This is a genomic window from Arthrobacter sp. GAS37, from assembly GCF_044908325.1.
Classification (GTDB): Bacteria; Actinomycetota; Actinomycetes; order Actinomycetales; family Micrococcaceae; genus Arthrobacter; species Arthrobacter ramosus.
Genome location: NZ_JBIYDB010000039.1, coordinates 1 through 25,488 on the forward strand (window position 1 = coordinate 1; position 25,488 = coordinate 25,488).

Here is a 25,488-nt window from a genome sequence, read left to right on the forward strand (position 1 = left end):
CCTGCGACGGGTTGATGACATTCTGGTGATTCCTCATTCCGGTAATCCCCATCGTTTCATGGGGTACCGCTGTCCGAAATCTCCAGGGCAGCCCACTCATCGATGCGCATTTCCATGCCTACGCGCTCAGCTTGGCTGCCGCCAAGAACGAAACAGGGCCATTGAGCTACTCTGCGCTCGCAGGGGCCCGGCGACTTGAGGCGGCCTTGAACCGGGGCTTCACGAGCGTCCGTGACGTGGCCGGGGGAGACATAGGCCTTGCCAATGCCATCGACGAAGGCTTGTACGCAGGTCCGAGGTATTTCTTTACCGGACCGGCGCTGAGCCAGACAGGTGGCCACGGTGACATCCGGGCCGCGGACGACGGCGGTTGCTTCCATGGCGGGCACATGTGCGAAGTGGTGGACGGCGCGGATGAGCTGCTGCAGGCCGTGCGCCGCCGCTTCCGCACTGGGGCCACGGCCATCAAGCTCATGACATCCGGCGGGGTCATTTCGCCCGTCGACCCCATCAGGGTTCCGCAGTACAGCGCGGCTGAAATCCGCGCGGTAACGGAAGAGGCGTCCCGCCGGGGCAGCTATGCCACGGCCCACGCTTACTCGCCCGAGGCCATCCGTCATTCGGTACTCAACGGGGTTCGCTGTATTGAGCACGGCAATCTATTGGACGCCGAAACTGCCCGCTTGATGGCTGACAATGAGGTCTATCTGGTACCAACTTTGGCGACCTACGACGCGATGGCCCGGCGCGGCGAAGAAATCGGTCTCACGGAGGTAGGAGCGGCCAAGAACCGGGAAGTGCTGAATGCCGGCCGGAACGCCGTCGAGTTGGCCCGCGACGCGGGAGTCCGGATTGGATTTGGTACGGACCTCATGGGGGAGTTGGAGGATGAGCAACTGGCCGGGCTCCGCCTGCAATGCGAAGCGCTGGGTGTCTACGATGCCCTCCGCTCGGCAACATCGACCAACGCGGCTCTGTTGCGTCGCGATGACCTTGGGCGCATAGCCGAAGGAGCCTGTGGAGACCTGGTCATCCTGGACGGAAACCCCGTCGAAGAACCGTCGGTGCTCTGGGACGAAAGTCGCATGCGTACAGTCATCAAGGCTGGGCAGGTCATCGCCAATCAGTAGCCGCCCGCGCAGCGGGCTCGAGAGGCCGCCGCCCGCTGCCAAGCCGCCCCCACTAAGCTGTGGCCCATGGAAACAGTCGTCTGGTCCAAGCCGGAAAATGAGCGCGCTGGGACGCCGCTCCTCGTGATGATGCACGGGTACGGCACGGACGAGCAGCGAATGGTGAATCTCTTTCCCCAGATTCCCGGGGAATTCAGTTGCGCCGCGCTCCGCGGACCTATGCCGATCGGGGACCACTACGGTTGGTTCCTGCTTGACTACTTCCTCGCCAACGACTTTGCGGACGTTATCACCGCCACCAACAAGGTTTTCGCCTGGATTGACTCGGTCAAGCGCAACCACAGCAGCGTGAGCCTCCTGGGCTATTCCCAGGGCATGGCCATGGCCAGTACGCTTCTGCGGCTTCGTCCGGAAGGCTTCAAAGCCACCGTGGGCCTCTCCGGATTCGTGCTGGAAAACGACCTTCTGGCGCTCAGCGAATCCTTCGACTCACCGCCGCCGTTCTTCTGGGGGAGGGACAAGGCCGATCCCGTGATCTTCAGTGATGCCATTGAGCACACCGAGGAATGGCTCAACAAGAACATGGCTCTCACCGCGAGAACCTACCCGGGCATGGGCCACCGGATCGAGGCCCGGGAAATGATGGATGTCAACGCGTTTCTGCGGTTTTACGTCCTCCGCTGAGGTGAGGTCCGCGTCACATTCGAGGGTGCTGGAAAACAACTCTTGATTGCCAAAATTGTAAGCGCTTACACTCTTCTTCGGCGGTGCAAGGATGTGGCGCTAAATCCAGAAGATGAAAGGGTTGAGGCCGTGTTGAATGGTTAAGGCTCACCGCGTGACAATCCAGGACGTTGCCGTCCTCTCCGGCTTGTCCATCTGCACCGTTTCACGCGCTCTGCGGAACCTGCCGAACGTGTCCGAAAAAGCGCAAGCCAAAGTGGCCGACGCCGCCGCCAAGCTCGGTTACAAGGCATCCTCCGCGGCAGCCCGGCTGGCCGGCGGAAATACCGGTTCCATCGCCATCATTGCTCCCACCGCCACCGCCTGGTTCTTCGCCCAGGCCGTTGAAGCGGCCGAGGAAGTGTTCGGAGACAGCGGTTTCGACACCGTCCTGATAAGCCTGCGCGGCAAGTCGAGCGTCAAGCGGAAGATCTTCGGCGATCTCCTTGGACTCTCCCAACGCGTGGACGGCGTGCTGCTCCTCAACGTCGATTTGAGCGAATCCGAGGTTGCCCTCCTGGCCGCGTCCGGCCTTGCAGTTGCCAGCGTAGGGATGACTTCCGTACCGTGGGACAACGTAGGGATCGACGACGAACTCGCGGCTTGGCAGGCCACCTCACACCTGTTGGGGCTGGGTCATTGGGATCTGGCGGTGCTTTCCGGCCGCGAAACGCAAGAGAACTCGGTGCTGACGTCGAGCGACCGGCTCAAGGGATTCAGCCGGGCATTGAAAGACCATCACCTGACCGTTCATCCGGACTTGGTCATCAACTCGGATTCCACGATCGACGGCGGACGCAAAGCCATGAATGAACTCATTGCCCACCGAAGCCTTCCAACGGCAGTCTTTGCGGACTGCGACGAGGCGGCTTTCGGAGCCTTGATGGCCATGCGCGAGCATGGCTTGTCCGCGCCGAAGAGTGTCTCCGTCATTGGAATCGACGACCACCCCATGAGTTGGTTCCTTGGCCTGAGCACAGTGGCGCAGCCCGTGGCTGACCAGGGTGCCTTCGCCGCCAACCTGCTGGTGGACCGGCTCCAGAACACCGACGCCCCCAACGAACCCTCCAACCACTTCCTTGACACCAAGCTGATCGAACGCAAAACCACGCGCCGCCAGCGCTGAACGGACCACGCCACACCATGACTGATACCCGAGCCACCCAGAAGACTGCCTGGACGGGCGCTACCGCGCTCCTTTTCGACCTCGACGGCGTGCTCACGCCAACCGCCGTCGTGCATGAGCAGGCCTGGCAGGAGCTCTTCGACGGCTACCTGGCTGAAACAGGCCATCCGGACGGCTACCAGGAGAGCGACTACTTCGACCACATCGACGGCAAGCCGCGCTTCGATGGAGTGCGGGATTTCCTCACCTCCCGTGGAATCACGTTGCCGGAAGGACCCACCGACGACGATCCCGCCAACACCAGCGTGCAGGGCCTGGGCAACCGCAAGAACCGGATCTTCAACGAGATCGTGGATTCGCGTGGCGTCGAGCCGTACGCGGGCTCTGTCCGCTTCATCCACGCAGCCTTGGAGCTGGGACTCAAGCTCGCCGTCGTGTCCTCTTCGCGCAACGCGCCCGCCGTCCTGAAGGCGGCTGGACTGGAAGGCTACTTCCCGGTGGTGGTCGACGGCCAGGTGGCCGCCGCCGTCGGGCTTCCCGGCAAGCCGGATCCCGCCACCTTCCGCTACGCCGCCGAGCTGTTGGACGTTCCCGCCGAGGGCTGCGTCGTCGTCGAGGATGCAGTGTCCGGCGTGCAGGCCGGCAGCGCCGGGAACTTCCGCGCGGTGATCGGGGTGGACCGGGGCGCCGGCCACCAGACCCTGCTCGACGCCGGCGCAACGTTCGTGGTTGACGACCTCGATGATCTCCTCTAATCAAGCCGTTTCACCAGAAACAGAAGGAACCAACAGTCCATGGCACTCATCAGCTCCGACCGGCTGCGATTCCCCTGCGAACCGTGGAAGCTCGTGGAGAGCATCCACGTTCCCGGTGACGCCGGTCCGCTCGAAACCCTCTTCAGCCTCGGCAACGGCCACCTGGGCATCCGCGGCGCCCACTCGGCGGGGGCGGACGCCGAACTTCCCGGCACGTTCATCAACGGTTTCCACGAAACGTGGGACATCAAGCACGCCGAGAACGCCTACGGTTTTGCACGCATAGGACAAAGGATCGTTTACGTCCCGGATGCCAACAACTTCAACATTGTCATCGACGGCGAACAACTGGGCCTCGCCGAGTCAACGGTGCAGAACTACCGCCGCAGCATCGACTTTGCCACGGGCGTGTACGAGTGCGCTGTCACGTGGGAATGCCGTTCAGGCGCCACCGTCACCACGCTGGAGCGCCGCGCCGTGGGAATCGAATCCAGGGGTTCCCTCGGCATCGAGCTGAGCCTCACCGCAGACCGCCAGGTGACTGCGGACATCACGTCCTTGGTGATCAATCGGCAGGACCAGCCTGTGGAGGACCACTCGGCCCACGACCCCCGCCGCTCCGGCCGCCACGCCGGCCGGGTGCTGCTCCCGCTCCACCTCCAGGGTTCCGACGGATCCCTGCGCATGGCCTGGGAAACCGCCGAATCCAGGCAGCGCATCGGCATGGCCGTGGACCACTGGATTTCCGCGGAAGGCCAGCCCTTCGAAACCGTGGTGGGGGAGGACGAGTCCACGGTCCGCTACGTCATGGCCGTGAATGAGGGCGAGACGTTCCGCTTGGAGAAGAGCGTCAGCTACGTCGTGAACAGCGCCGACGGAAGCGCAGCAGAGGCCGGCGAGATCCTGGCGTCCGACGCCGAATTGGGACTCGTGCCGTTCGACGCGCTCCTGGCCGAAGGTGCGGCCCATTACCGCGATTATTGGTCCACAGCGGACATCACCATTGGCGGCCAGCCCGAACAGCAGCAGGCCGTGCGCTGGAGCCTGTTCCAGCTTGCCCAGGCCACCGCGCGTGCCGGAGTCGCGGGCATTCCGGCGAAGGGCGTCAGCGGCTCGGGCTATGAGGGCCACTACTTCTGGGACCAGGAGGTGTACCTGCTGCCGTACCTGACGTACACCAACCCGGCCGCCGCCCGCCAGGTGCTGGAATCGCGCCATGCCATGCTTCCCGACGCCCGGATCCGGGCCAAGGAACTGAGCGTGGATGGTGCCCTGTTCCCGTGGCGCACCATCAACGGGCACGAGGCCAGCGCGTACTACGCTGCCGGCACCGCGCAGTTCCACATTGCCGCCGCGATCTCCTTCGCCGCCAACCGCTACCAATGGGCAAGCGGCGACGCCAGCTTCCGCTCCGAAGTGGGCGCCGATCTGTTGATCGAGACGGCCCGCATGTGGGCTTCGCTGGGCTTCTTCGGCAAGGACGGCTTGTTCCACATCCACGGCGTCACCGGCCCGGATGAATACACGGCCGTGGTCAACGACAACCTCTACACGAACGTCATGGCCCGCTTTAACCTGCGAGCCGCTGCGGCACTGGAACACCCGGACGTCCCGGAAACCGAGCGGATGGTGTGGCAACAGGCCGCCGCGCGCATGTCCCTTCCCTACGATCCGGACATGGAGATCTACAGCCAGGACAACGACTTCATGACCCTGGAGCCGTGGGACTGGTCCACGCCGCGGTCCAAGTACCCGCTGTTGCTCAACTTCCACCCGCTGGTGATCTACCGGCACCAGGTCCTCAAGCAGGCGGACACGGTGCTCGCGATGTTCCTGCAGTGGCAGGACTTCACGGCCGAGGAAAAGCAGCGCGCGTTCGACTTCTACGATCCCATCACCACCGGCGACTCCACCTTGTCCGCGTGCGTCCAGGGCATCATGGCGGCCGAGGTGGGCTACTCCGACGTCGCGCTCAAGCATTTCACCGAGGCCTTGTTCATCGACCTGGACAACACGCACAACAACACGGTTGACGGCGTGCACATCGCGTCCACCGGCGGCATCTGGAGTTCCTTGGTGTGCGGCTTCGCGGGCATGCGGGATCAGGGCGAGGTCCCGCACTTCGATCCGCGGCTGCCGGCCGAGTGGGACAGCCTGTCCTTCCGGCTCAAGATCCGCGGGCGGCTGTTGTCCGTCGAGCTGCACCCGGGGTCCATCAGCCTTGCGCTGGTTCCGGATGCAGGTGCTCCCGGTTCAGCGCCCGACGCCGGTGTCGCACCTTTGGAGGTCAGCGTGCGCGGGCAGCGGGTCGTCGTCGGCATCGAGACGGTCAGTGTGCCCCTCGACGAAGTGCCGGTCCCGGCGCCGTCGGTCTTCCCGAGCCTCTTCCCGACGGCGGGACTTCCGGTGATCGGGAGCGCGCGGGTCTAGCCGGCCCATCGATTGCTGAGTAACTGTCGTTTTGAAACCCGAAAACGGCAGTTACTCAGCAGTGGATTCATCAGGGACGGCCGGTGGGGAGCTGCGGTTTCGGAGTTATTCGGGAACGGTTCATTCCTGATTCATGGGACGCCGATACGGTCTCCGGAGACCTCTCTGGAAAAGGACTCTACCCATGGATCGACGGACATTCGCCTCCGCTGCCTTGCTGACCGCGGCGGCACCGCTGCTCACCACTACTCCGGCCCTCGCGGACTCTTCCGAGCGGGGAAAGGATGCAAAGCTCACACGCACCATGTTGGACGCGTTGGAACGTGAACTTGACGACCATGCCACCGCCTCCGTCGTGGAACCCCACATTGAAGACATCGGATTCAACTGGCATCCGCCAACCAAGCCGGTCGAGAGCATTGATTTCATCATTGCCTATGGTTTCGGCAACCGACGACCGGCAGGAGGCGGAGATCCCAGCCGCGTGCTCTACGAGCCTGGCCCGGTCAACGAAGCCCTCGCCGACACGGTTGCGAAGCTGCGGGCGACGCGCAACGTTCCCGTCTACGCCCAGTGGGAAATCGCCAGGTTCCTCGAGTCCAAGTACCACATGAGCGGAGTGACCTCGATTGAACCGGTCATATCGGCGGACGGCACCATTGTGTATCTGAGCACGGACGGCGTTGCGGCCCAGGTCAAGGAGCTGCGCGGATCTCAGCCTTCGGGGATCGCCGGCATTGTTGGATTCCGGGACCACATCAAGCGCTGTGTCCAGACCACCCAAGACCGCGGGATGGACGCTTTCGCTCCCCAAGGTATCGACCTGCCCGGCACCTATGATCCGCAGTCGGGACAGCCGTGGACCCGGCGTCGTGATCTCTATTTGGTGCACGACATGTATGCCCAGATCGCCGTGCTCCGCGGGAAACTGATCGCACAGGCCTATCCCAACGGCTGATTCCCGGATGGCGCAGGGGACGCTTTACTTGAGCGAACTTCAGCGCGCCGGCACCGTCTCCGGCGCATCCCAGTCGATGTGGTGGCGATAGACCCAATCGAAGTTGTCGGCCGTCTTCCGGGCGAGTGAGCGGAAGACGGCCTTCACCACAAGGTCTTCGAAGACGCGCTTGAATTGGCCGCGGATCTTCGGGGCGGCGTTCCGGCGGCCCCATTCGACCACCGATTCCGCCCGGTTCCGGCGTTCCTTTTCGTAGCGGGACAGGGCGCCGGGGATGTCGGATGACGAGATGCCCCGGAGCGATCGGCCCAGCGTGATGGCGTCTTCGATGGCCATGGAGGCGCCTTGTCCGGACGACGGCGATGCAGCGTGGGCGGCGTCTCCCACCAGCACGAGCCTGCCGCGGTGCCAACTGGGAATGCTCGGAAAATCGGAGGTCGTGTACGGCCGGATGATGCCGCCGGTAGCGGCGATGATCTTGGCCATGGGCGTGCGGTCCCCGGCTACGAGATGCGTCAGCCAGGACTTGCGGGCCCGGTGATCCAGCGCGGCCGGATCCTCCGATGACCGTTGCAGCGGGTTGGCAAACCACCAGATCCTGCCCTCCGGATCCTGCATGTAGCAATAGAAGCAGCGCTTGCCGAAGACCATCTTCATGCGTCCCGGTTCGACGTCCAGCAGCCCGGGCGGGAGCAACCCGGACTCGACGATCCCGCCGGTGTTGAGCAGGGGGATATTGCGGGGTGCCGGCGATGAGGGGTCAATTAGGGGCCGAACGGCCGAGTGGAGCCCATCGGCGCCCACCAGCAGGTCTCCGTGCGCGGAGGTGCCGTCCGCGAAAACGGCCGTGACGCCGTCGGGCGCTTCCTTCACCGTAGCGAGCCGCTTTCCGTACTCGACGCGGATTCCGCGGGCGCCTGCCGCCTCGCGGAACATGCCATACAGCTCGGAACGCGTCATGGTGCGGGCGGTGGTGCCATCGGGGAGGGATCCGCCGTAGTCGAAGTCGATGAGGTGTTTTCCGGTGCTGCCCAGATACATGGACATCTTTGGGGTGCTGAAGCCCAGATTGCCAGCTGCATCCTTGAGTTCGAGGGTTTTCAGGGCATCGAAGCCATTGACGGCGACGGTGAGGAAGCCGCCCACGCCGTCCGAGGGCCCATTGTAGGCCTCGAACACGGTGGCGTGATGGCCGGCTTTCTGAAGTGAGATGGCCGTGGCGAGTCCGGCGATCCCGGATCCGATAACAAGGCAGTTCAACATGGCGGAGTCCTTTGCAAATTTATTTCGTTCGGTTGAAAGAAATATATGACTCGCACCGAGGGTCGTCAATCCTTTCGGTGAGACGAAGTAATTTGCTAGCCTCGGAGGATGGAGAACCAACCGGGCGTCAGTACGCAGCGCCAAGACTTGCTTGAGGCGGTCTTTGCCTCGGGACGGGAGCTTTCGACGGCCGCCGTCATGTTCCACACAAAGCTCTCCGAGCTGCGCGGACTGTCGGCGACGGAGGGCAAGGCGATCGACATCCTACTGCGCTTCGGACCCATGACGGCGGGGGAATTCGGCGAACATTCCGGGCTGGCTCCGGCCTCGGTCACCGGATTGATGCAACGGCTCGAGAACAAGGGTGTGGCACGCAGGGTCCGGCACGAAGGGGACAAACGGAAGGTCCTGATCGAGCTCGTGGGGGACCAGGTGACTGCCGCAATGCCCCATTTCGTCGACTTCATGGGCGGCCTCGCGAGCCTGTTGGAGGGCTACAGCGACGAAGAACTCCGCGTCATCGCGGACTACTCCTCCAAAGCCGCACGGATCCAGCAGGACGCAGCCGGGCGGTTGGGTGCCGCATCCGGCGGTGACGCGCACGACGACGGCGGCCCCGCGCCGTCGTCGAACCCCGCCTGAGTTGCTCCCTACTTCGGCGCGATGCCCCGCATGCTGTTGTTCCGCTTCTCATGGGTGAGTTCGGCGAGCCCAAGTGCTTCCATGAGCGGTGGCATGTACATACCGAAGCGACCGCGGTATCCCTTGCGCAGGCCGTACCAACCGCCCACCGGATTGCCTTCGTCGCGACCCCAGGCCTCAACCGTGCCTTCGGCGGCGGGCTTGTTCTCGTCGGCGGCCCCGAGCGGCACCCAATCGCCTTGCTGGAGTAGCCACGCATGCAGGTCCTCGATGGCGCTCAGATGGTATTTGAGGGTCGTGGAGCCCACCTGGCAAACGATCGCGGGCGGATCACCTGCTTCGTCCCGGTACATCGTGTAGTCGGAGGAGCCGGGCGGGGTGGTGAGCTTCCAGGGGTCTTCCTTGGATCCAGCGGCCATGTCACGGTGTCCTTCCTGGGGGCGTCGCGCGGGTGTTGGCTACACGCTACACAGGGCCTGGCCGAATGTCTGCGGGGCCAGCCCGGGCTTAGCCGCCCTCGGCTAGCCGAACCACCAATGCCCGGCTGTAGCTCGCGGGCTCGTTCCGCGTCACCGCCGAAACAACTAGTTGCCGCCGGCTGATGCGTTTGGCATAGAAGCCGGCGTAGGGGAGAACGATGATTTCTTCCAGGCCGCTCTCCCAGGCCGGAATCAAAGCCTGCAGGCTATCGCGTTCCGCAGTCGGCGGAACGGCAGGGACCAGGGAATTGTGCCAAGCATGGAAAGCCGCCTGGTCCACGCCCTCGTTGCCGTATTCAGAACTCCACAATGGTGGAATGAACGGATGGAGCGGTTGACCCGGGCGGGTGACCTGCCGGATCGCCTCGGGTGTGGGCCTGTTTTCCGCGGTCCGTTCCCTCATCTCGTACCAGTCCCAGGCACGCTTCCAGGCAGTCTGCCACCTTTCCTCCCACTCCGCGACGCTCGCCGAACCAGGGGTCCGTGAGGTCCCCGCATCTGGACGGGGTGAGAGTGCGGGAATGTCGGCGTCGGGGGCCAAGCCCCAAGCGTGCCGGATGAACAGAAGCTCGTTCAGCGGCAGCGAGCGGTCCTCGACGCTGATCACCATGTCGTGCGGCCATGGGTTGTTCCAGGGCGTACCGGCGGGAGCGTTCATCCAGCGCATGAGGCCCTCCCGTCGTGGTGTTGGCTACACGCTACAGAGCATCGGGCGGCACTGGAAGGCGGACGGCGAGGCCGCGCAGGAAGTCCTCGATGGCGTCGGCGGCTGCGGAGGCTCCGCCGGAACCGCGGACGCGCGCGCTCATTGCCTCGAGGTTGCCCCGGATCGCCTCGTCGCCGCTGACTTCAATGACAGTTTCCCGGATCAGCTCAGGGGAGAGCCGCTCCAAGGGGAGACGGCGCCCGAGTCCCAGGTCCTCCACCCGGCGTGCATTGGCTCCCTGTTCGGGCTGCAGCGGGAAAGCTACCAACGGAACCCCGAAATAAAGCGCCTCCATGGTCGAATTCATCCCGGTGTGGGAAAGGAAAGCGTTGGCGTGCGGTAGGACTTCCAGCTGTGGAAAGAAGGGCCGTACCTCAAAGTTTTCCGGGATCTCCCCCAGCTCGGACTCCTCGACGCGCTCTCCGATTGCCATGGCAACCTGCCAGTGGGTGCCCGCAAATCCTTCCAGGCACATCTTGAAGAAATCCGGCCGGTCATTCAACGGTGTGGTGCCAAGCGAGACGAACAACAGCGGCCTGTCCTTCGTCCGGGGCTGCCAGGCCTCCTCGTTGCCCCGCAGGCCGAGGCATGGGCCCACAAAGTGGAACCTGGCATCGAATGTCTCTCCCGAGGGCTGGAATTCCCTCGGGATGAAGGAGATGTTCAGCGATGCAGGAGGGCCTCCCATGAATTGCAGATGACCCACGCCATGCTCTGCCGCGAAATCATTGATCCGCTGGCTGGCCTGTTTCCAGGCCTCGACCATGCCTGGCGGCGGCGGGCCAGGCATGAGATCCCGCATCGAGAAATGTTCATTGGTGGCATAGCTCGGAAGCAACGCAATATCGGGCAAGGCCAACTTCGCGGCAGCCATCTTCCCCGAGAGCGTCATCGCGTCATAGCACACCCCGTCCGGCGGGTCCTCGGCTAGCCGGGCCAGCAGCGCCGGGAATTCCTCCCTTGCGCCCTTGAGAATCCGTTCAAGCAGTCCCGACATCATTCCGGACGCCATTCCGGCGAACATCCCCGCCATCGGTGACGGGCCGCCATCTGCCGGCGCCGGGGCGCCTTCAGCGGAATGTTCGCGCGGGGGAAGGAAGGCCGCCAGGTCCTCTCCACTGGGAAAGAATACGGCGCCGGCAGATTCGATCGCCTTCGAGTACTTCGCCGAGGTCGCATACGTGACCCGGTGGCCCCGGCGAACCAGCTCTGCGACCACTGGCAACGTCGGGTTCACATGGCCCGCTGCAGGCAAACAGATGAAGGCTATGTGCACGGCGCCACTCCCTTCCGGCTCCCAACCTTCGCAAGCTCAGGCCGGGGCCCTCGCCGGAGGGGGCCCACCTTCCGGCTCCCAACCTTCGCAAGCTCAGGCCGGGGCCCTCGCCGGAGGGGGCCCACCCTCCGGTCACAGAACAGTAGATGCTCAGTTCGAAAGGTCAGTGGCATGAACGCTGCGCCGGCGCGATTTCAGCCCGGTCTCCAACTTGGTCCGCACCTCGCGCTTCACGCGGGCGGCAAGCTCCGTCTCATGCATTTCAAGGAAGGTCCGGACCGCTCGCGGATCCCACGGCACCAAGGACCGCAACGCCCAGCTGACTGCCTTGACCACGCTGTCGTCGCGATCATTGATCAAGATGCCGACGACGCCGAGCGTCCGTTGCGTATCGCCGGTTCCCCATCGCGATCTCGTGTTGAGCACGGTAGTGGAGACAAGCGCTATGCGCCGCCACCAATGGTCCGGGTTCCGCGCCCAGCGGTCGACATCGGCGTCCGAGATGAGCCCTTCGCGCCACGCGGGTCCGACTAAGTCGGTCGCGAAGGCATCGGCCTGGCCCCAAGTAGCGATGCCTTCTCCTAAGTGTTCAAGCCGGGCTGGCGTCAGCTCAGCGAAAGCCGCCCGATGGGAATTGATGAATTCCCATCCCTCCCAGTCAAAGCCAGCTGCTACAAGCCCTTCGGCGAGACTGAAGACGACGGCGGCGTCCATCGTGGCGATTTCCGCGGAAACCCTGCGGCGGACGGTGCGGAAGCTCGCGGCGTCGTGCTTCTCCAAAGCGCGCAGTTCGTCGAGGACGCGCGCCAACAGTTGCCCCGGTTGAGTATCCCCCGGAGGGACGAGCACTCCGTGCGAAGCCACTTTCGGGCCCCCGATTTCGCAGGCTGAACGCTACTATGCGGGGGCGTCGTCGGTATCCGGCCCTTCGGCAGGTTCCTGGCTATGAAGGCCGGTATCGTGGGACACCCAGCCCTCGGTTTCCCCTTCAGCAGGGGCGTCACTGTGGTGCCGGACGTCGTTGGACTCTGCTGCTTTTTCCATTCCGGATACTTCCTGTCCTTCGTTGGACTGTTCCCGCGAACGCCTTAAAGTCTACGCCGGGGAGGGTGCGTGTGGCCTAGGCTAGGCCAAGGAACTACCGAACGAATCCAACGGCTGAATGCAGAGGTGAAAAATGGCAAAGCGACCCAACCAGGCAGTAAAGATTGCGCAGGAAACGGCGCACAACGCCATGTTCGACGCCAGCGGCAAAGCCAAGCCCGGTGTCCACAATGTGCTGCTTCGGGCCGTCGAGGTCCAACGTCCCCTCGTCTTGGCAAACCTGCGCCGCCTGCAGCGCAAACACCCGCAGGCCACGGCGGCGCAGCTGGCCGCCAAACTGGAGCGCGACTACCTCGCCGCAGTCACCGGCGGGGGTGCCGCCGTCGGGGCAACCGCCGTCGTGCCCGGTATCGGCACCGCAGCCTCGCTGGGCCTTTCCGCGCTTGCCACCATCGGATTCCTGGAAGGAACCGCGCTTTACGCCGCTTCCCTCGCCGAGCTCCACGGCATCCGCCTGACCGATCCGGACCGTGCTCGAACCATGGTCATGGCCATCATGCTCGGCGAGGAAGGCACCGCCCTGCTGGGTGCGCTGAGCGGACAATCGCTCGGCAAAGGCAAAGGCGTCACGCAGGCCTGGGGCAAGACCCTCACCAAAAAGCTGCCTGGCGGAGGATTCGGGGTCATTCGCGACGCCATCCAGCGCGCCTTCCTCAAGCGCCTCGTCAGGCGCCAAGGCGCCGCTTTCCTCGGCCGTGCCCTGCCTTTCGGCGTGGGGGCCGTGGTGGGCGGAATCGGGAACCGTGTCATGGGGCGTGCCGTAGCGGCCTCGGCGAGGGAAGCATTCGGTCCCATGCCGGACATCATTCCGGGCGAGCTGGTTCCAGCCGCCCGCCAGAACGCGCTGGAAGGCGGAAATAGTGGATCTCAACGCTGATTCGGGGGAGTCGTTCGGCTCCTGGACCATGGGGAACGACGCTTCAATGTTCCGGATTGTCAGCAGTGCCAACGTTGCCTGCGGCTTCCACGCCGGGGACCCGGTAACCATGCTGGACAGCTGCCGTGCCGCCTTCGAGCTCGACGTCCGGGTCGGCGCCCACGTGGGCTACCGGGACCTGCACGGCTTCGGGCGCCGAGCGATGGACATGTCCTTCGATGAGCTCTTCGGCGACGTCCTCTACCAGCTTGGCGCCCTGGACGGCATGGCGCACGCGGTGGGCGCTTCCGTGGACTACGTCAAGCCCCACGGTGCCCTGTACAACAGGATCGTCAACGACGTCGAGCAGGCCGAAGCCGTAGTGGCCGCGATTCACGCGTACGATCCCGGGCTACCTGTCCTTGGCCTGCCGGGCTCGGCGCTGCTGCGCCTCGCCGAGGAATCCGGGCACCCGGTGTTCCGGGAGGCTTTCGTGGACCGCGGCTACATGCCGGACGGAACGTTGGTGCCGCGCTCGCAGGAAGGCGCGGTGGTGCACGACGCCGCCGCGGTAGTTGAGCGGGCCGTGCGCTTTGCCGAGCGGGGCGAGGTGCTGGCCGTGGACGGCACGGTGGTCCGGGTGAAGCCCGATTCCTTGTGCATCCATGGCGACACCCCGGGTGCTGTTGAGCTGGCTGCGGCGGTGCGCGCTGGTCTTGAGGAAGCTGGTGTGGAGATTGAATCGTTCGCCTGACCGGACGCTTCTGCCCTGCGGCGACAGCGCCTTCTTGGTGGAACTGCCCGGACTCGCCGCCGTCGTCGCGTACTACCGCGGGCTGACCGGGGCCGGCACGTCGGCCGGCGTTTCTGCGCCGCCGGGGATCATCGACGTCGTGCCTGCCGCCCGAACCGTCCTCGTCACCTTCGATCCCGAGACGATCCGCCCCTCCGAAGTCCGCGACTGGCTGGAGTCCGCGGAACCGGCAGCGGGGGTCTCCGGCTCGGGCCGCGAAGTGACCATCGAGGTCTCCTACGGCGGCCCCGACCTTGCCGAGACGGCACAGCTCCTCGGCATGAGCGAGGCCGAAATGGTCAAGCTTCACACGAGCTCGGAGTGGACGGCCGCCTTCTCCGGCTTCGCGCCCGGCTTCGTGTACCTGGTCACCACGCATGAGCGGCTCCGCGTACCGCGTCGAAACACTCCGCGCACGGCCGTGCCGGCCGGCTCGGTTGGCCTCGCAGGCGAGTTCAGCGGCGTCTACCCGCGATCCTCTCCGGGCGGTTGGCAATTGATCGGAACCACGACGGCGGCACTTTGGGACGCGTCCAAAGCCGAGCCCGCGCTGATCCGGCCGGGTGACCTGGTCCGGTTCGTGGAGGCCTGATGGGGATCGTAGTGGTGAACCCCGGCCCACTCACCTTGGTGGAGGACCTTGGCCGGCACGGCTGGGCTTCGCTGGGACTGAGCCCTTCCGGCGCCCTCGACCGGCAATCACTCCGGCTTGCCAATCTGCTGGTGGGGAATCCTGCGGAAGCTGCCGGTCTGGAAATATTGCTGGGCGGGCTTCGCCTGAGGTTCGTCACGGCGTCGACGGTCGCCGTGGCAGGCGCGGAAGGAATCGTGATGCTCAACGGCGCCGAGATTCCGCTGAACCAAGTCGTGCGGGTGGCTCCGGGTGCGGTGCTGGATTTCGGTGCTCCGCTGTTCGGACTGCGGTATTACCTTGCAGTGCAGGGCGGCATCGATGTGCCCAAGCTCCTCGGTTCAAGAAGCACGGACATGCTCTCCGGTGAAGGCCCCGCGCCGTTGAAACCGGGCGGGCAGTTGGGAATCGGGCGTGTTTCCGCGGGCAACGGCCTGGTTTCCGGAACGGATTCCGTTCCCCGGCACGGGTCCGGACCTGGGTCCGGACCTGGGGCCGGCGCGGGCATTGGGACCATCAACAGTGCGCATGCTCTCCCTGCCATCCGCCGCGCTCCTGATCCCGGGCGGGCCATCACAGCCCGCGTGGACCGCGGCCCCCGGGCAGACTGGTTCGACGACGACTCCTGGCGCCGCCTTGTCAGTCAGGAATGGATCCTGTCGCCTGATTCCAACAGGATCGGTGCCCGGCTGGTGGGCCGTCCGCTCACCCAGACCCGCCTCGAGGAACTGCCCAGCGAAGGCATGGTGCTCGGCGCACTGCAGGTTCCGCCTTCGGGCCTTCCAACGGTATTCCTGGCAGATCATCCCGTTACGGGTGGCTACCCCGTGATTGCCGTGGTGCGTCGCGCGGATCTGGACTTGTTAGGCCAAGCCCGCCCCGGCCAGCGGATCCGTTTCCTGGGCTGAGGGTTCCCCCCACTGGACATGCGCCTCGCTGGTACGCACGCCGCGTTGGACATGCGCCTTCCTGGGTATGTGGAGTGGACATGATGGGAATATGTCCGTTGGTCAGGGGCAGGGCTGGGCATGTCCCGTGCTGCCTGCCGGGTACCCACATTGGACATGCGCCTTCGTGGGTACGTGGAGTGGACATATTGGGATTATGTCCAATGCTTGCTGCGAGCGGTGGGCATGTCCCCTTGTTGCTGGCGGGCTAAACCCGCGTCAGCCGAACACCAAGTGCGCCACCGTGAAGATCGCGAGCCCGGCCAGCGATCCCACCACGGTGCCGTTGATGCGGATGTACTGCAGGTCCTTGCCGACCTGGAGTTCGATCTTTTGCGAGGTTTCCTCAGCATCCCAGCGCGCGACGGTGTCCGTGATTACCCCCGCGATTTCGGAACGGTACGTTTTGACGAGGTACCCGGCAGCATCACCGATCCAGGCATTGACCTTGCCGGCCAGCTCGTCATCGCTGACCAGCCGCGAACCAAAGTCCCGGACGGCGCTCTTGAAACGCTGCGTCAGTTCGCTGTCGGGATCGTCGACGGCGGTGAGCAGCGCGTCCTTGATGGTGCCCCACGTGCGGGAAGCGAGTTCGCGGACCTCGGGATCACCAAGCACCTGGGTCTTGATCGCCTCGGCCCGCGCAATCATTGCAGGATCATGCTGAAGATCCTGGGCAAGATCGCCGAGGTATGTATCGATCGATTGGCGGACTTGATGATCGGGATCCTGCTGCACCGCCCGGATGAACTTGGCGATTTCGTTGTAGACCCGGTCGCCTACGATGTCGTCCACGAAGGACGGAACCCAGAGGGGCGAACGGTCGGACACAAGCCGGTTTACCGTGGAGTGGTTCGCTTCCACCCAGTCCGCCGCGCGGTCAACCAGCAGATCGACGAGCTTGTGGTGGTGGCCGTCGGCAAAGATCCGTTCGGCCATCCGGCCCACGGGCGGTCCCCACGGCGGAGTGAGCAGGTGCTTGCGGACCATGCCCTCGATCACTGCCTGGACGTCGTCGTCGTTCAGCACGGTGAACGCTCCGCGGATCAGTGCTGAACCTTCCTTTGCGATACGCTCCGGGCCGCCCGGGGAGGCAAGCCACTTGCCGGCTTTCCGGGCGATGTCCACGCTCGCGAGCTTCTCCTGGACCACTTGCTCGGACAGGAAGTTGGTCTCCACGAATTCCCCAAGCGAAGCGCCGATCTGATCCTTGCGTCGCGGAATGATGGCCGTGTGCGGGATTTTCAGGCCCATGGGGTATTTGAACAGGGCCGTGACGGCGAACCAGTCGGCCAACGCTCCCACCATGCCGCCCTCGGCAGCGGCCCGCACATATTCCATCCATGGATATTGCCTCTGCAAGGCGAAAGCAGCAGTGAAAACCACGGCCATCGCAATCAGGAGCGCCAGGGCCACCGACTTCATCCGACGCAGGGCAGCGGCCTTTTCGGCGTCACCGTTTCGTTGCCCGACGCCGGCCGCAACCGTGGAGCTGTTCATGGCACCTGGGCGCCGGGTGGCCTCCCCGGCCGGGTCACTATTGCTGTCCGTCACCGGGATTTGTTCAGAGTTCACCTGCATGTGCCCAGCGTAGCCCCGTCGCTGTCATGGGCGTGGGCTACCGTATCCCCATGATGAATGACGAGCCCGGTCGCCCAGACCAAAGCACGGAGCAAAACACGCGGCCCATGGTCTACGCCCACCGCGGAGCCAGTGCCGCATTTGCGGAGCACACGCGTGCCGCATACCTGAAGGCAATCGCCGAAGGCGCCGACGGCGTCGAGTGCGACGTTCACCTGACCAGGGACCAGCACGTGGTCCTGCTTCACGACGCAAACCTGGACCGTACCTCGGACGGCACCGGTCCTGTGGCCGAGAAGACGCTCGAAGAGTTGCGGCAGTTGGATTTCTCCTCCTGGAAGGGCGCCCGGATTCCGGACCAGTACGGCGCAAAGTCGGACCAGCTCCTGACGCTCCCGGAGTTGCTGGACATCCTGCGCGATGCCGGCAGGACCATCGGCCTGGCCATCGAGCTCAAGCACCCCAGCCCGTACCAGCTCAAGCTTGAAGACCGCGTGCTCGAGCTTCTGGGCAGCGAAGGATGGAACCCAGAGACCTCAATGCTGGACAACATCCAGGTTTCCTTCATGAGTTTCAGCCCGGATTCCGTCAAGCACCTGCTCCAGTTCGTTCCCGCGGAGCACATCTGCCAGCTGGTGGACGATGTCACGGTGGAGGAAATCCGCGATGAACTCGGCCTGGGCGTCATCACCGGGGGAGCGGTGGCCAACGTGATGAAGGCAGCCCAGCAGGAAGGCGAACGGATCCTGGACGACGGTGAGGTCGGACTGGCCGGCCCGGGCATCGACTACGTGCGCAAGCACGCCCGCACCGTCCAGCGCTGGCTTGAATCAGGCCGCCGCTTCCGGGTGTGGACCGTCGATTCGGAGAACGATGTAGCCCTCTGCCAAGGCCTGGGCATCCACGAGATCACCACGAACAAGCCAGCGCAGGTCCTGGCCCAGCTTTAGGGCCCAACTGGTCCCCACCGCCACCCTCGCCTTGCAAGCTCGGCCAGGGAACCCTGGCGGCGTGGGCCCAGCAGTTGTTGTCGTTATCGGGCGTGATAACGACAACAACTGCTGGTCAGATGACCGTGTTGCTGAGGGTTCCGATGCCGCCCAGCGTGATGTCCACCCGGTCGCCGGGCTGAACAGCCACGAAGGTGTTCGGAGCTCCCGTCATGACGATGTCTCCCGGCTCCAGGGTCAGCCATTCGGTGACGTAGACGAGGCAATCCGTGATGGAGGACGGCAGGTTGAAGGAGCCGGACCGGGCCTTGACCTCGCCATTGACTACAACCTCGGTGCTGACGTTGTCCGGGTTCTCGATCTCGGTCTCGATCCACGGTCCCAGTGGCGTGTAGTTGGTGCCGGACTTGCCTTGGAAGAGCTTTTCGTCGACCTGGTTTTGATCCACGTTGGTGACGTCGTTGACCACGGTGTAGCCCAGGAGGTGACTCAAGGCGTTTTCAGCCGTGAGCTTGTCCGCCCGCTTTCCGATGACGGCGGCCAACTCGCCTTCCACGTTTACCGTGCCCGCGTTGCGGGCGGCCACGATGTCGTCACCGGGGCCGGCGATGCTGTGGACCGACTTATGCCAGGCCTGGATGGGCAGCACGTGGTTGTTGTTGCCCAGGTTGTGCCCGATTCCGAGCACCACGGATGGCCGGACCGGGGCGAGGAACTCGGCTTCCTCCGCGGAACTGGATTCTCCGGTGAAAGAAAGAACTTCGGCAAAGGGATCCTCGATGTGGTCCCAGCTTCCATTGCGCAGGACGGCGTGCGTTGGGCCGGAAGGGGTCTGTAGTCGGGCGATGCGCATGGAACTCCTCGTTGAATTTCTTGTTGCGGGGGGACGATGGCTGTGGCGGTGCCAGGCACGGCCTAAAGAAAAAGATACATCATACTGAACTTAGTCCAGTATTTTGAACGGCAAGGAGTTGCCTACGCTCTGCCCAGCAGTACTCCGGTTACCGCGCCGGGCAGGGCTGTGGTTGCATGAATACATGCCTTTTTCATGGTCCGCCCGGACAACCCAGACAATCTCCGCGGCGGCCATGAGTGCACTGTTACTCGTGAGCGCCAGGAAGCACTTTCAGCAGCCGGAATTCTTCGCTCCGGTCGTCCCGGACTATCTGTGCCGCGAGGACTATGCGGTCGGAGACGCCGAACTCGACGTCCGCCAAGACAAGGCCAAGGCAGCCGCACCGCGGAACGGCGCCTTGGCGGTCATGTCCCGGGAGGAATGGATCGCGGTGAGCGGACTGCTTGAGGCGGCTGCCGCCGTCGGGCTCCTCATTCCTGCCACGCGCAAAGCCGCGGCCCGCGGCACCGCGCTGATGTTCACGGCATTCCTGGCCGGACACGTGGATGCGCTCCGCCGCGCATATTCTCCCGCCGGGACTGCATCCGCGCGGCGGATTCATACCGTGCGCCTACCTTTGCAGATCCCCTTGATCCTGTGGGCATGGAGCTTGGCTGGAGCGAAACGGGGCGTATGAAACTCCTCGAATCCCCGGCGGTGAAGGTGGGCCTCTCCATCAGCATCGCAACGGGCCTCTACGGCATCTCATTCGGGGCGTTGGCCTCCGCCTCCGGGTTCAGTTTCTGGCAGACCATGGCGTTCAGCCTGCTCATGTTCAGCGGCGGCTCGCAGTTCGCCTTCATCGGCGTCGTGGCCGGCGGCGGTTCCGGCATTGCGGCCATGACCGCGGCCGCGCTGTTGGGCTTGCGCAATGGCATCTACGGGATGCAGATGAATGCACTATTGCGCCCCAGCGGTTGGCTCAAGTACCCGCAAGCCCACATCACCATCGACGAATCGACGGCCACTGCCTCGGGACAAAGTGATCCCGACGAACAGCGCCGTGGCTTCTGGACCGCCGGACTCGGCATTTTCGTGCTGTGGAACATTTTCACAGCTGTCGGCGCCCTGGCCGGCGACGCCTTGGGCGATCCCAAGCAGTGGGGGCTCGACGGCGCCGCCGTGGCAGCGTTCCTGGGCCTGCTCTGGCCTCGGCTCAAGGGCCGTGAACCCTGGGCGATCGCCGCAGCAGCTGCTCTGGCAACCATCATTGCGGTCCCGTTCGTTCCAGCGGGCGTGCCCATCCTCGTGGCCGCCGTCGTGGCCGGGGCCATCGGCTGGTTCAGCCACGGACGCAGTGACGAAGGCATGGAGCCCGACGTCGATCCCTACCCGCACGGTCATTCAAACGCGGACCGTGCCAGCCGCGAAAGGAACGCCGAATGAACCTCTGGCTCTGGATCCTCATCGCCTGCGGACTGGCGTACCTCACCAAGCTTTCTGGATATTTCGTGCCGGCGAAACTGCTGCGGAGTCCCCGGATGATGCGCGTGGCCGGCACGATGACCATCGGCCTGCTGGCGTCCCTGACCGTCGTCAACGCGGTGGCATCCGGTCAGTCCCTGGCCTTCGACGCCCGGCTCGGTGCGCTGGCAGCGGGGGCCGTCGCGCTGTGGCTCCGAGCCCCGTTCCTTGTGGTGGTCATCGTCGGATCGGCGGCTGCCGCCTGCCTGCGGCTGCTCGGCTGGCGCTGAACCACCACGCGCGGTTCCAACCGTCGCCGCGGCGAGCAACGCCGTCGTGCGCTGGTTACTGGAAAGTCATCCCGGGGATGGGGGTCTGCTGTGGCAGCGGGCGCGACGGTCGTTCGGTGCGGATGGCGTCCTCAAGCAAGGCAACCGGCCGTTCCCAAGCGCGGGACCCCGGCTCCATGGTGTCCACGGCGCCGATCAGCATGGCAACAAGGCGCACCATGTCCTCAATGGAGATGTCCCGCCGCAGCGAACCCTGGCCCTGGCCGCGGGTGAGCAGTTCAGCCATGGAATCGATCAAGCCGCCTGTGATGCCCACCAGGAGTCCGCGGCGTCCGGCGACGGCGCCCAACAGGTTCGCGTCTTCGCTGGCAACCTGCACCACGGCGTCGATCACGTTGATGAGCCCGACGGCGGCATCCATCCCAGCGAGGGCATCTTCCACGACCGGGTCCACATGAAGCCTGAGTTGCCGCGACAGGGCGGCCAAAACGAGTTGTTCCTTGTCAGCGAAGTTCCGGAACAAGGTAGCCGGGCCAACACCTGCGGTGGTGGCGATTGTCTGCAGGGGAACCTCCGGGCCCAGCTCACGGAAGCACTGGCGGGCTGCCGTGATGATCTTGTCTACATTGCGCGCAGCATCAGCTCTAAGTGGCTTGCGTTCCAAGGGCCGGTCCATGCTGCTCACAGTAGCAACGGAGGGGCTCCAATCACTTTTGTGACATTCTTGCCCGTGAAAGACTGGATTCATGTTGCTTGCCTTTTCAGTTGCCCCGTCCGGCCAGCCCGCTGCTGGCGCCGTATCCGTTGATGGCTCGGTGCACGACGCCGTTGCCGAGGCCGTGAAGATCGTCCGCGATTCCGGGCTCCCCAACCAGACGGACTCGATGTTCACCACCATCGAGGGCGAGTGGGATGAGGTGTTCGACGTCGTCAAGCGCGCCACCGAGGCCGTGGGTAAGTACGGGAACCGCGTTTCCTTGGTGATCAAGGCGGATATCCGGCCGGGATACACAGGGGAACTCACAGGTAAAGTCGAGCGGCTGGAGCGTGCGATCGATGAGGCGGGCGAATAGTCCCTGACGTGCTTGGAGATCTGGACGCCACCGCAAACCAAACAGATGCGCGGTAGACATCGTCGCTAGCAAGGTGCAGTCCGTCACGGGTCCACGACGTTCTGCACGTCGGTCTCCGCGTTAGGAAATGTGCCGGGACCAGAAGGCGTCCTGCGCCCAGTTTTCGGGCACGCCCATCCCCGCGAGGTTCATCCGCGGGCGGGCGCTGACGAGACTGTGGAGGCGTCGCGCCCAGCTGCTGCGCGGTGATACCGCGTCGAGCACGGACTGCGGCGAGACGAGGACGGGATAGAGGCGCTTCCTCGACCGCTCCGGCAGGGCGTCCTCACCCCTCAGCCACGAGACTGCGGGCGAGGTCGGGATCGCGGGGTAGACACCGAGGCCGACGTTCCACAGCCGCCCGTGGTGCGCGCAGATGTTCCGGAGGCGGACATAGCTCTGCAGCCAAGACTCCAGCACCGGTGCAGTTAGGCCGATGCTCCTCGCGACTGCGGTCCGATCAGAGCGCAGACCCAGGTTGCGGTACACACTGGTCAGTTGGCCGATGGTCAGCGTCTCCACCATGAGCCAGGAGGGCGGCAGGTCGGGCGAGCCGTAGGTTGTCAGGTAGTGCTCGAGAGCCGAGCGATGGACAAGCGAGTCCTCGCCCGCATCCGGCGATCCGCGCAGCCGCTCCGCGCACGTGTCTCTGACGATCCGCAGCAGCCCCGCGTGCCTGTCGCGGTGCTGGAACCGCGCTGGGTCCACGTACCAGTGCGGATCCCCGTACGCTGTCGACATGTGGTCAGTGAGCGCCGCGCGCACGGCGACCTCGACGCGCTCCAGCGCATCCATGACCAGCAGCCGGAGCGCGCGGTCGAAGACGTAGAGGTCGAGCACGTCGTCGAACGCAGTCTCTTCGCGGAAGAGGTGATCGGGCCGCCCCTGCTGGAAGGGAATCGTGTATGGCGAGAGCCGGTAGTAGCCGATATGCCGCAGGTACCTGGCGGCCCTGCTGGCATCGGGGATCCGCAGCCCCCGCTCGGAGAGTCGGCCGACGAGCTCGTCGAGCGTCATCGGCGGCTTGTTGTAGCTGAACCGGCCGCGTGGACGCGGTGGTCGGGACATCGGCACTCCTCTTGGCCCGTGGCAAAGAAAATCCCCCAAGTGCGCATCGTGGAGAGGCGTGGGGGATGTAGTGCGGCAAGTGTAGCACGGTCACCGAGCCAACAAGATGTACCTCCGTATAACAAATGTTGTTATAGCCCCGGCGCGGAACCAGCGAGTAGCTCTCCCTGTGAGCTGGTCCTTCCCTCCGCCCCGCGCCCGGTGCCAGACTGGGGCCATGTTTGAACACAAGGCCCAGCCTGACTGGGTGGCCGTCGAGGAATACTTGTCCAGCGCCGTCGTCCGCCCGAACGCCGCTCTCAAACACGCGGTGCAGTCCGCCCTCGACGCCGGGATGCCGCCTATCGAAGTTGCACCCAACGCCGGCAAGCTGCTCAAGATGCTCGTGCAGCTGTCCGGTGCGCGGCGCGTGCTGGAAATCGGTACCTTGGCCGGCTTCAGCGCGATCTGGATGGCCCAGGGACTGCCCGACGACGGCCGGCTGGTCACCTGCGAATACCTCCCGAAACACGCTGAAATCGCCCGGGCGAACGTGGACATGGCCGGGATCGGCCACAAAGTAGACATCCGGATCGGCCCGGCATTGGAGACACTTGCGGCGCTGGCCGACGAGCCCATGCGGGACGGCCCGTTCGACTTCGTCTTCATTGACGCCGACAAGGAAAACGATTCCAACTACCTGGACTGGGCCATCCGGCTCGGGAGGCCGGGCACGGTGATCGTGATGGACAACGTCATCTGGGAGGGCGCCATCCTGGATCCTTCCATGGACGAGGTGAACGCTCCGGGCATCGTGGGGGCACTGGAGATGATGGGAAAGGATCCGCGCCTCGACGCGACGGCAATCCAGACAGTTGGATCCAAAGGATGGGACGGCTTCGCGATAGCCCGGGTGGTGTGACGCTAGGCTGTGCGCATGGAATTTACCCTCCGTCCCGCAACGGTGGACGACGTAGAGCCCCTGACACGCATGCACTTGGCTGCCTGGCGGGAAAGCTACGGACACCTCTTGCCCGAGGAGTTCTTCGCCTCCCGCGAGGCCACCATCAACACGCGGATCGAGAGGCAGCGGGAAGGGTTGGCGGGCTCGTACAGGCCGATGCTCGCCCATGATGCTGACGGTGCCTTGGTGGGCATCGCTTCTGCCGGTCAGGCCCGCGATGAGGACCGGCCATGCGAGCTGGAATTGCAGATGATCTACACCTTGCGGCGCGTGCACGGTTTGGGCGTGGGGCAAGCATTGGTCGACGCCGTTATCGGCAACGCTGCCGCCTGCCTGTGGGTGCTTGAAGACAATCCGCGGGCCCAGGCTTTCTATCGCAAGAACGGATTCCGGGCTGACGGTACACGCCAGCTATTGCCGCCGGACTGGTACGAACTGCCGGAGATCCGGATGGTGCGTGCCGCCGTCGGGGGCTGACCGCAAGGCAGCGGCGTCAACTAGGGTTGAAGCATGACCGGAAGAGGGCGGCTGTAGTGGCGAAGCGTGGCAAGGGCAGGGGCGCCGGGCAAGCTGCCGGGGTTATTGAGGTGCCCGCGGGCACGAAGCCGAACGGTCCCGTGGAGGGCGTCTACTACATCGATACCGGCGACTGCGAACTCGTTGCCGACCCGGACAACTCCAACGGCTGGCTCCTGAAGATCAACGGCGTCATGAGCTCGCACATCGATGTGGCAGAGCCGTTGTTCCTGGACTTCGAGTACATGCGCTGGATTGCGGCCCTGGTGGAATCCAAATGGCCGCCCGAGTCCAAGCCGAAGCTTCGTGCCTTGCACCTCGGCGGCGGAGCATGTTCCCTCGCCCGGTACTTCCACTCCGCCTACCCGGATGCACGCCAAGTGGTGGTGGAGCTCGACGGCAAGCTGGCCGAATACGTGCGCGGCTGGTTCGATCTCCCGAAGGCCCCGTTGCTTCGAATCCGTGTGGGAGAAGCCAGGGAAGTCACGGAAGGCCTCACTCCGGACACCCGCGACCTCATCATCCGGGACGTCTTTGCCGGCGCTTTCACTCCGAGGGCGCTCACAACCCGCGAATTCAACGATCACGCGCAAAGGGTGCTGGCTCCGGGCGGGATCTACGTCGTGAATTCCGGAGATGCTCCGGACCTCAAGAACGCCCGCGAAGACGCCGCCACCATCGCAGATACCTTCGCGCACACCATGATCATTGCCGACCCCGCGATGCTCAAGGGTCGGCGATACGGAAACATGATCATGGCCGGCAGCCACGAGCCCTTCGGCGACGATCCCCAACTGGCACGGAAGCTCCTCGGCGGGGCGGTGCCCGCGCATATCTGGAACGACGCCAAGGTCCGGGCATTCGCCGTCGGTGCCCAGATCCGGCACGACCCGCGGCCAGCCGCCTGACG

Annotated in this window: 29 protein-coding genes; 19 read left to right on the forward strand and 10 right to left on the reverse strand. The window is 64.6% G+C overall.

Annotation, left to right across the window (positions count from 1 at the left end):
• Nucleotides 1–98: 98 nt before the first annotated feature.
• The 6 genes from ABH924_RS20670 to ABH924_RS20695 all read left to right on the forward strand — a co-directional run bounded on the left by ABH924_RS20670 (nt 99) and on the right by ABH924_RS20695 (nt 7,122).
• Entirely contained in the window at nt 99–1,130 is a 1,032-nt protein-coding gene (locus tag ABH924_RS20670) for an amidohydrolase family protein (protein ID WP_404501901.1), read from the forward strand.
• Nucleotides 1,131–1,196: 66 nt separating this feature from the next.
• Entirely contained in the window at nt 1,197–1,814 is a 618-nt protein-coding gene (locus ABH924_RS20675; protein WP_404501841.1) for an alpha/beta hydrolase, read from the forward strand.
• A gap of 154 nt (nt 1,815–1,968) precedes the next feature.
• Nucleotides 1,969–2,979 carry a LacI family DNA-binding transcriptional regulator gene (locus ABH924_RS20680; protein WP_234754036.1) on the forward strand — a complete coding sequence of 337 codons (1,011 nt, stop codon included), beginning with the start codon at nt 1,969–1,971 and terminating at the stop codon, nt 2,977–2,979.
• Between the two features lie 17 nt (nt 2,980–2,996).
• Nucleotides 2,997–3,734 (forward strand): HAD family phosphatase, encoded by a 738-nt coding sequence (locus ABH924_RS20685; protein ID WP_234754035.1) that lies wholly within the window; start codon nt 2,997–2,999, stop codon nt 3,732–3,734.
• Nucleotides 3,735–3,773: 39 nt separating this feature from the next.
• A complete protein-coding gene (locus ABH924_RS20690; protein WP_404501844.1) occupies nt 3,774–6,164 on the forward strand; it encodes a glycoside hydrolase family 65 protein in 2,391 nt (796 codons plus the stop codon).
• 184 nt (nt 6,165–6,348) lie between these two features.
• Nucleotides 6,349–7,122 (forward strand): hypothetical protein, encoded by a 774-nt coding sequence (locus tag ABH924_RS20695; RefSeq protein WP_404501846.1) that lies wholly within the window; start codon nt 6,349–6,351, stop codon nt 7,120–7,122.
• Nucleotides 7,123–7,161: 39 nt separating this feature from the next.
• Here ABH924_RS20695 and ABH924_RS20700 read toward each other — a convergent pair whose 3' ends face one another.
• Nucleotides 7,162–8,385: an FAD-dependent oxidoreductase gene (locus ABH924_RS20700; protein ID WP_404501848.1), complete on the reverse strand. Its 1,224-nt coding sequence runs from the start codon at nt 8,383–8,385 to the stop codon at nt 7,162–7,164.
• Nucleotides 8,386–8,493: 108 nt separating this feature from the next.
• On the opposite strand from ABH924_RS20700, the gene ABH924_RS20705 reads away from it, so the two are divergent.
• On the forward strand, nt 8,494–9,027 hold the full coding sequence (locus ABH924_RS20705) for a MarR family winged helix-turn-helix transcriptional regulator (protein ID WP_404501850.1): 534 nt from the start codon (nt 8,494–8,496) through the stop codon (nt 9,025–9,027).
• Between the two features lie 8 nt (nt 9,028–9,035).
• On the opposite strand, the gene ABH924_RS20710 is transcribed toward ABH924_RS20705, so the two are convergent.
• The 5 genes from ABH924_RS20710 to ABH924_RS20730 all read right to left on the reverse strand — a co-directional run bounded on the left by ABH924_RS20710 (nt 9,036) and on the right by ABH924_RS20730 (nt 12,532).
• Nucleotides 9,036–9,446, reverse strand: a complete 411-nt coding sequence (locus ABH924_RS20710) for a DUF6855 family protein (RefSeq protein WP_404501852.1) — start codon at nt 9,444–9,446, stop codon at nt 9,036–9,038.
• Between the two features lie 88 nt (nt 9,447–9,534).
• The gene (locus ABH924_RS20715; RefSeq protein ID WP_404501854.1) at nt 9,535–10,173 is read right to left on the reverse strand and encodes a hypothetical protein; all 639 of its coding nucleotides are present in this window, start codon (nt 10,171–10,173) and stop codon (nt 9,535–9,537) included.
• Nucleotides 10,174–10,204: 31 nt separating this feature from the next.
• Nucleotides 10,205–11,488 (reverse strand): macrolide family glycosyltransferase, encoded by a 1,284-nt coding sequence (locus ABH924_RS20720; protein ID WP_404501856.1) that lies wholly within the window; start codon nt 11,486–11,488, stop codon nt 10,205–10,207.
• A gap of 150 nt (nt 11,489–11,638) precedes the next feature.
• Nucleotides 11,639–12,352: a DNA alkylation repair protein gene (locus ABH924_RS20725; protein ID WP_234754027.1), complete on the reverse strand. Its 714-nt coding sequence runs from the start codon at nt 12,350–12,352 to the stop codon at nt 11,639–11,641.
• A 33-nt stretch (nt 12,353–12,385) separates the two neighbouring features.
• The gene (locus ABH924_RS20730) at nt 12,386–12,532 is read right to left on the reverse strand and encodes a hypothetical protein (protein WP_234754026.1); all 147 of its coding nucleotides are present in this window, start codon (nt 12,530–12,532) and stop codon (nt 12,386–12,388) included.
• Between the two features lie 133 nt (nt 12,533–12,665).
• Between ABH924_RS20730 and ABH924_RS20735 the strand changes: the two genes are divergently transcribed.
• Genes ABH924_RS20735 through ABH924_RS20750 form a run of 4 tightly spaced genes read left to right on the forward strand, consistent with a single transcriptional unit; the run spans nt 12,666 to nt 15,780 of the window.
• Nucleotides 12,666–13,469: a hypothetical protein gene (locus ABH924_RS20735; protein WP_404501858.1), complete on the forward strand. Its 804-nt coding sequence runs from the start codon at nt 12,666–12,668 to the stop codon at nt 13,467–13,469.
• A complete protein-coding gene (locus tag ABH924_RS20740) occupies nt 13,453–14,202 on the forward strand; it encodes a LamB/YcsF family protein (protein ID WP_404501860.1) in 750 nt (249 codons plus the stop codon). The genes ABH924_RS20735 and ABH924_RS20740 overlap by 17 nt, the downstream gene beginning before the upstream one ends.
• Nucleotides 14,186–14,833 carry a 5-oxoprolinase subunit PxpB gene (gene pxpB, locus ABH924_RS20745; RefSeq protein ID WP_404501862.1) on the forward strand — a complete coding sequence of 216 codons (648 nt, stop codon included), beginning with the start codon at nt 14,186–14,188 and terminating at the stop codon, nt 14,831–14,833. Before ABH924_RS20740 ends, pxpB begins: the two co-directional genes overlap by 17 nt.
• Nucleotides 14,833–15,780, forward strand: coding sequence for a biotin-dependent carboxyltransferase family protein (locus tag ABH924_RS20750; RefSeq protein ID WP_404501864.1), 948 nt, complete (start codon nt 14,833–14,835; stop codon nt 15,778–15,780). Before pxpB ends, ABH924_RS20750 begins: the two co-directional genes overlap by 1 nt.
• Nucleotides 15,781–16,038: 258 nt before the next feature.
• Here the strand turns inward: ABH924_RS20750 and ABH924_RS20755 are convergent, their stop codons facing one another.
• Nucleotides 16,039–17,319, reverse strand: a complete 1,281-nt coding sequence (locus tag ABH924_RS20755) for a DUF445 domain-containing protein (RefSeq protein ID WP_404501903.1) — start codon at nt 17,317–17,319, stop codon at nt 16,039–16,041.
• A 131-nt stretch (nt 17,320–17,450) separates the two neighbouring features.
• Between ABH924_RS20755 and ABH924_RS20760 the strand changes: the two genes are divergently transcribed.
• Nucleotides 17,451–18,350, forward strand: coding sequence for a glycerophosphodiester phosphodiesterase family protein (locus ABH924_RS20760; protein ID WP_404501866.1), 900 nt, complete (start codon nt 17,451–17,453; stop codon nt 18,348–18,350).
• 115 nt (nt 18,351–18,465) lie between these two features.
• On the opposite strand, the gene ABH924_RS20765 is transcribed toward ABH924_RS20760, so the two are convergent.
• Entirely contained in the window at nt 18,466–19,203 is a 738-nt protein-coding gene (locus ABH924_RS20765) for a fumarylacetoacetate hydrolase family protein (RefSeq protein ID WP_404501868.1), read from the reverse strand.
• A gap of 184 nt (nt 19,204–19,387) precedes the next feature.
• Between ABH924_RS20765 and ABH924_RS20770 the strand changes: the two genes are divergently transcribed.
• From ABH924_RS20770 to ABH924_RS20780, 3 genes are read left to right on the forward strand one after another with little or no spacing between them, the layout of a single operon-like run.
• The gene (locus ABH924_RS20770) at nt 19,388–19,882 is read left to right on the forward strand and encodes a hypothetical protein (RefSeq protein WP_234754018.1); all 495 of its coding nucleotides are present in this window, start codon (nt 19,388–19,390) and stop codon (nt 19,880–19,882) included.
• The gene (locus tag ABH924_RS20775) at nt 19,879–20,631 is read left to right on the forward strand and encodes an AzlC family ABC transporter permease (protein ID WP_404501870.1); all 753 of its coding nucleotides are present in this window, start codon (nt 19,879–19,881) and stop codon (nt 20,629–20,631) included. The genes ABH924_RS20770 and ABH924_RS20775 overlap by 4 nt, the downstream gene beginning before the upstream one ends.
• Nucleotides 20,628–20,939: an AzlD domain-containing protein gene (locus tag ABH924_RS20780; RefSeq protein WP_366178545.1), complete on the forward strand. Its 312-nt coding sequence runs from the start codon at nt 20,628–20,630 to the stop codon at nt 20,937–20,939. The genes ABH924_RS20775 and ABH924_RS20780 overlap by 4 nt, the downstream gene beginning before the upstream one ends.
• Nucleotides 20,940–20,994: 55 nt before the next feature.
• Here ABH924_RS20780 and ABH924_RS20785 read toward each other — a convergent pair whose 3' ends face one another.
• On the reverse strand, nt 20,995–21,615 hold the full coding sequence (locus ABH924_RS20785) for a TetR/AcrR family transcriptional regulator (protein ID WP_234754015.1): 621 nt from the start codon (nt 21,613–21,615) through the stop codon (nt 20,995–20,997).
• A gap of 70 nt (nt 21,616–21,685) precedes the next feature.
• Between ABH924_RS20785 and ABH924_RS20790 the strand changes: the two genes are divergently transcribed.
• The gene (locus ABH924_RS20790; protein WP_234754014.1) at nt 21,686–22,012 is read left to right on the forward strand and encodes a thiamine-binding protein; all 327 of its coding nucleotides are present in this window, start codon (nt 21,686–21,688) and stop codon (nt 22,010–22,012) included.
• A gap of 120 nt (nt 22,013–22,132) precedes the next feature.
• Here ABH924_RS20790 and ABH924_RS20795 read toward each other — a convergent pair whose 3' ends face one another.
• Entirely contained in the window at nt 22,133–23,119 is a 987-nt protein-coding gene (locus ABH924_RS20795) for an Abi family protein (RefSeq protein WP_404501873.1), read from the reverse strand.
• Nucleotides 23,120–23,336: 217 nt separating this feature from the next.
• Here ABH924_RS20795 and ABH924_RS20800 point away from each other — a divergent pair, with 217 nt between their 5' ends.
• Genes ABH924_RS20800 through ABH924_RS20810 form a run of 3 tightly spaced genes read left to right on the forward strand, consistent with a single transcriptional unit; the run spans nt 23,337 to nt 25,486 of the window.
• On the forward strand, nt 23,337–24,020 hold the full coding sequence (locus ABH924_RS20800; protein ID WP_404501875.1) for an O-methyltransferase: 684 nt from the start codon (nt 23,337–23,339) through the stop codon (nt 24,018–24,020).
• A gap of 15 nt (nt 24,021–24,035) precedes the next feature.
• Nucleotides 24,036–24,539 (forward strand): GNAT family N-acetyltransferase, encoded by a 504-nt coding sequence (locus ABH924_RS20805; protein ID WP_404501877.1) that lies wholly within the window; start codon nt 24,036–24,038, stop codon nt 24,537–24,539.
• Between the two features lie 56 nt (nt 24,540–24,595).
• Nucleotides 24,596–25,486 (forward strand): spermidine synthase, encoded by an 891-nt coding sequence (locus ABH924_RS20810; protein ID WP_404501879.1) that lies wholly within the window; start codon nt 24,596–24,598, stop codon nt 25,484–25,486.
• Nucleotides 25,487–25,488 lie beyond the last annotated feature (2 nt).